A 4605-nucleotide genomic window follows, 5' to 3' on the forward strand; every position below is an offset into this window, starting at 1 on the left:
CGCCGGGCCCCGGTGCCTCCGGGCCGGGCCCCCGCCCGCCCGGGGCGGGCGCGCCCGGGGGCCCCCGGTTCCGGACGCAGCTCCGGACGGTCAGGCGCTCAACGGGTAGCGGCCGTCGAGGTCGTGGAAGACGGCCCCGTTGAGCACGAAGGCCCGCTTGCACTCCTCGACCACCCGGCGCCGCTCCACCTCGTCCATCGCGGCGCCCGCCGCGTCCAGCTTGGACCGGTAGTCGCGCTTGAAGGCAGCCGGGTTGGTGACGTCCTCGAAGACGTAGAACCGCACGCCGTCGCCCTTGCGCTCGAAGCCCCAGGCCTTCTCGGCCAGGCCCCGGATGATCTGGCCGCCCGACAGGTCGCCCAGGTACCGGGTGTAGTGGTGGGCGAGGTAGCCGGCCGGCCACTCGGCGGCCAGCTCCTCGATCCGCGCCACGTACGCGGCGGTGGCGGGCAGCGGTGCGAGTCCGGTGTGCCAGTCGGGCCCGCGCAGGTGGGCCAGGTCGCGCTCGATGGCGGCGGTGCGCAGCAGCGCCGGGTCGATGAACGGGCCCGCCAGCGGGTGTTCCGCGAGCTGCTCGGCCCGCTCCTCCAGCGCCCGGTAGACGAACCAGAGCTGGCCGGTGAGCTCGGCGTAGGCGTCGATCCCGAGCTGCCCGCCCAGCAGGCGGCTCATGAACGAGGAGTGCTCCGCGGCCTCGTGCTCCTCGCTGCTGGCGGTGCGGAGCACGGTGGAGAAGGGGACGGGCTCGGGCGTGGGCATGCGGCCTCCAGGGATCGGATGCGGCCGGGGCGGAAGGACCCCGCGAGTTTTGGTTAGCCTAACCTAAGTTCACGACTTCCCGACACTCTGTCGGTAAAGGTAGCCCAGCCGCCCCGGAAACGGCAGGGGCAGGACGGATGCGGCCCGCGCCCCCGGCCGACATGCCGACGCCCCGCCGGTCCGGCCCCGGAGGGGGCGGACCAGCGGGGCGAGGAGCGCGCAGGTCAGCGAGTGCCGCTGCGACGGCGGCGGAAGGCGAGGACGCCGCCCGCCAGCGCCAGGGCCGCGGCCGCGCCGCCGATCACGACGGGCGCGACGGACGGGGCCGCCGCCGTCCGCGCCGCCGTGCCGTAGCCGCTGGACATCCCGGCGGCGGCGTACTCCGAGCCGGGCAGCTTGTCGGCGTAGCGGGCCTTGACCAGCTTCTGGTACTCGCTCAGCGAGGCCGAGGGCCGGCCGTCCAGCCCCTGCCGCGCCTGGTCGTTGAGCGGCTCCACCGTGCTGAGCCGCAGTTGGTACCAGCCGCGGATCTGCGGCTCGCTGAAGACCAGCGTCCCGGGCGTGGCCCTTCCGGCGTACGCGGCGTCGCTGTTGCCGTCGCGCACGCCGGCCAGGTGCCAGCCCCCGCCCTCGGTGGGGGCGAGCAGGACGGTGGCGTTGCGCCCGTTGACCGTGGTGTTCAGGGCGGAGACCAGGTAGCTCAGCCGGATCGCCTGGGAGGCGAGCGGCAGGGCCGTCCCGGCGACGAACCCGGGGGTGAGCTCGTTCAGGGCCAGCGGGTTGTCGACGGTGAAGGCCGGCAGGCCCGCGCACGGCTCGGCCTGGTCCGGGATCGTCTGTGCCGCCGGGGGCGCGTCCTTCTGGGGCAGTGGGGCACTGAGGAAGCGGCAGACGGCGTCGCGGACGTCGGCGGACTTCACCAGTTCCAGGGCGGCCGTGTAGTCCGGGATGTCCGCCGGGAGCGGGTCCTTGGCCGGGGCCGCGTGGACGGGCCCGGCGAGCGGCAGCAGCGCGCAGGCGCCGGCCGCCAGCAGGGCGGCCAGGCGGATGCGGCGGGTGCTCGCCGGCCCGGCGGGTGTCGTGGTGCTGTGCATGGCCGTCCGCCTCACCTGGAGATGCCGATCCGGGAATGGGTCCATTTGAACGAGCTGTTGCTGACGTAGTCGGCGTAGTTCCACCAGGTGTAGGTGGCGGTGTCCGGCCACGGGTCGGCGACCGCGACGGTGTTCTTCGAGGTGTCGAAGCCGTAGACCACGTTCATGTGGCCGCCGCCGGAGGTCCAGCCGATCCGGGCGGCGACCGGCCGGGCCGCCTTGACGTCGGTGTAGACCTGGTTGAAGGTGGCCGCGCTGTTCAGGCCCGTGCCGAGGTTGGTCATGCCGAGGCTCTTCCAGCCCTTGGCCATGTCGTCGAGCGTGGCCGGTTGGTTGTTGCAGCCGTAGTAGGGCTGGGCCCGGGTGCAGAAGTCGGCCTGGGTGGTGCCGTAGCCATGGAATTTGGCGATGGTCAGGCCGGAGGCGACCCAGCACCACTGGGACTTCTCCTGCTTGAGCATGGTGATGGTGTCCTGGCCGGCCTCGGCGTGGGCCTGGCCGCCCGCGGTGGCGAGCAGTGCCGAAGCCGTCAGGAGGACGGTCGTCGCCGCGGTCGTGAATCTGGGTCTGCCCATGGGTCTGCCTTCCCGCGCGGGGCGCGATGGGTGTGGGGGATTTGCAGAGCCATGACAGCACGGAACGGTGCAATTACGGAGTGTATGCGAAGGAGTGTTGCGGACGGGTGTCCGTCGCGGCACCGGAAGTCGGTGCGGCGGCTGCCCGGCCCCTCGGCGGATCCATCTGCGCACCGTGTGAGCGGCGGCGGCTCCCCCCGGAAGGGGACACGTCGTGGTGCGGCGGGCCGATCGTGGTGACGTAGGGTGATAGGAGGTCAACAGGGGGGAGTCGAGGTTCCGGTCGGCCGCAGCCGCGCGCGGACCCGCCCTCGGACCCCCGTTCCACCCCCGGCCCACCCCGTTCCGCCCCCTCGGCCGTGGCGGGTGCCCCGGGTCGCCCGCAGACAGGAGAGTTGAGTTGTCGTCCGACAGCACGCAGCGTTCGCAGTGGGTCCAGGACCGTCCGGCCACGTCCCGTGCCCCCAGAGCGGACCTGCTGCTCGACGGCCGCTCGCTCACCGTCAAGGAGACCGCCGCGGCCGCCCGTCGCCCGAAGGCGTGGCGGGTGGCGCTGTCGGACGGCGCGGTGCACCGGATGAAGCGGTCGGTGGACCTCAAGAACGCGATCGTCGACTCCGGGCAGCGGGTGTACGGCGTCACCTCCGGCTTCGGCGACAGCAACACCCGGCAGATCTCGCCGCGCAAGGTCGAGGCGCTCCAGGCCAACCTGATCCGCGGCTTCAACTGCGGCCTGGGACCGGCGGCTTCACCCGAGGTGGTGCGGGCGACGGTGATCGCCCGGGCGAACTGCCTGGCGCGCGGCAGCTCCGGCATCCGCCCGGAGGTCGTCCAACTCCTGCTGGACTGCCTGGAGCAGGACATCCTGCCGGTGGTGCCGGAGCGCGGCTCGGTGGGCGCCAGCGGCGACCTCGTCCCGCTCAGCTACCTCGGGGCGATGCTCACCGGCCACGGGACGGTGCTGCACCGGGGCGAGGCCAGGCCCGCCGCCGAGGCCCTCGCCGAGGAGGGCCTGGAGCCGGTGGTGCTGGCCTCCAAGGAGGGGCTGGCGCTGGTCAACGGCACCTCCTTCATGGCCGGCTTCGCCGTCCTGGCCCTGCGCGACGCGACCGAACTGGCCTTCGCCGCCGACCTGTGCACGGCGCTCGCCTCCCAGGTCCTGAACGGCAACCCGCGCCACTTCGACCCGTTCGTCTTCGACCACAAGCCGCACCCGGGCACCGCCGACTCCGCCCGGACGGTGCGGCGGCTGCTCGGCCGGCTCGGCGACGGCCCGTACGAGGGCGACCAGGAGGGCGGCCCGGCCGACCCGATGCCCGACGGGACGGGCTACCGGCGGCTCGCCGAGGCCGTCCAGGACCGGTACTCGATCCGCTGCGCCCCGCACGTCAACGGCGTGCTGCGGGACACCCTCGCGTTCGCCGCCGACTGGACCCACGTGGAGATCAACTCCTCCAACGACAACCCGCTGTTCGACGCCGACGCGGGCGTGGTCGTCAACGGCGGCAACTTCTACGGCGGGCACATCGGCCAGGCGATGGACTCGCTCAAGACCGCCGTCGCCAGCGTGGGCGACCTGCTGGAACGGCAGTTGCAGCTGGTGGTGGACGAGAAGTACAACAACGGACTCACCGCCAACCTCATCCCGCGCTTCCCGGACGACAGTTGGGAGGCGGGCCTGCACCACGGCTTCAAGTCCCTGCAGCTGGCGGCCTCCTCGCTGGTCGCCGAGGCGCTCAAGCTGACCATGCCCGCGACCTCGTTCTCCCGCTCCACCGAGGCCCACAACCAGGACAAGGTCAGCATGGGCACCATCGCCGCCCGGGACGCCCGGACGGTCGTCGAGCTGGTGCGCGAGGTGGCCGCGATCCACCTGCTGGCGCTCTGCCAGGCCGCCGACCTGCGCGGCCCCGAGCGGCTCAGCGGTCCGACCGCGGTCGTGCACGCGGTGGTGCGCGCCGTGTCGCCGGTGCTGGACCGGGACCGCGGGATGGAGCGGGACATCGCCCTGGTGGCGGAACTGATCGGCGCGGGACGGCTGCGGGAGGCGGCGGCCGGGGCCTGAGGACCGGCCGCGGGGGGGGGGGGGGGGGGGGGCGCGCCCCCGGCGGGGGGCGCGGGGGGCGGGGGGGGGTATGCGCCCCCGGCCGGCGGCCGGGGCGGGGGGGGGCGCGCCG

The 4605-nt window shown here is 73.9% G+C and carries 4 protein-coding genes; 1 reads left to right on the plus strand and 3 read right to left on the minus strand.

All coding sequences use genetic code 11. From position 1 onward, the window contains the following. Positions 1-90 precede the first annotated feature (90 nt). The 3 genes from ACFWXO_RS33365 to ACFWXO_RS33375 all read right to left on the minus strand — a co-directional run bounded on the left by ACFWXO_RS33365 (position 91) and on the right by ACFWXO_RS33375 (position 2428). Positions 91-759: a heme oxygenase (biliverdin-producing) gene (locus ACFWXO_RS33365; RefSeq protein WP_380528639.1), complete on the minus strand. Its 669-nt coding sequence runs from the start codon at positions 757-759 to the stop codon at positions 91-93. A 224-nt stretch (positions 760-983) separates the two neighbouring features. Beyond that, positions 984-1853, minus strand: a complete 870-nt coding sequence (locus ACFWXO_RS33370) for a hypothetical protein (protein WP_380528640.1) — start codon at positions 1851-1853, stop codon at positions 984-986. Positions 1854-1864: 11 nt separating this feature from the next. Next, positions 1865-2428: a papain-like cysteine protease family protein gene (locus tag ACFWXO_RS33375; RefSeq protein ID WP_380528642.1), complete on the minus strand. Its 564-nt coding sequence runs from the start codon at positions 2426-2428 to the stop codon at positions 1865-1867. A gap of 400 nt (positions 2429-2828) precedes the next feature. Here ACFWXO_RS33375 and hutH point away from each other — a divergent pair, with 400 nt between their 5' ends. Next, complete coding sequence (gene hutH, locus ACFWXO_RS33380) at positions 2829-4493, plus strand: histidine ammonia-lyase (RefSeq protein WP_380528644.1); 1665 nt, start codon at positions 2829-2831, stop codon at positions 4491-4493. The last annotated feature ends 112 nt before the right edge of the window (positions 4494-4605 follow it).

Source organism: Kitasatospora sp. NPDC059088 (genome assembly GCF_042738155.1).
Lineage (GTDB): Bacteria > Actinomycetota > Actinomycetes > Streptomycetales > Streptomycetaceae > Kitasatospora.

Bases quoted from the DNA above. Each gene is read 5' to 3' on its own strand.
- ACFWXO_RS33370 (WP_380528640.1), bottom strand. From the start codon at position 1,853: ATGCACAGCACCACGACACCCGCCGGGCCGGCGAGCACCCGCCGCATC.
- ACFWXO_RS33375 (WP_380528642.1), bottom strand. From the start codon at position 2,428: ATGGGCAGACCCAGATTCACGACCGCGGCGACGACCGTCCTCCTGACG.
- ACFWXO_RS33365 (WP_380528639.1), bottom strand. From the start codon at position 759: ATGCCCACGCCCGAGCCCGTCCCCTTCTCCACCGTGCTCCGCACCGCC.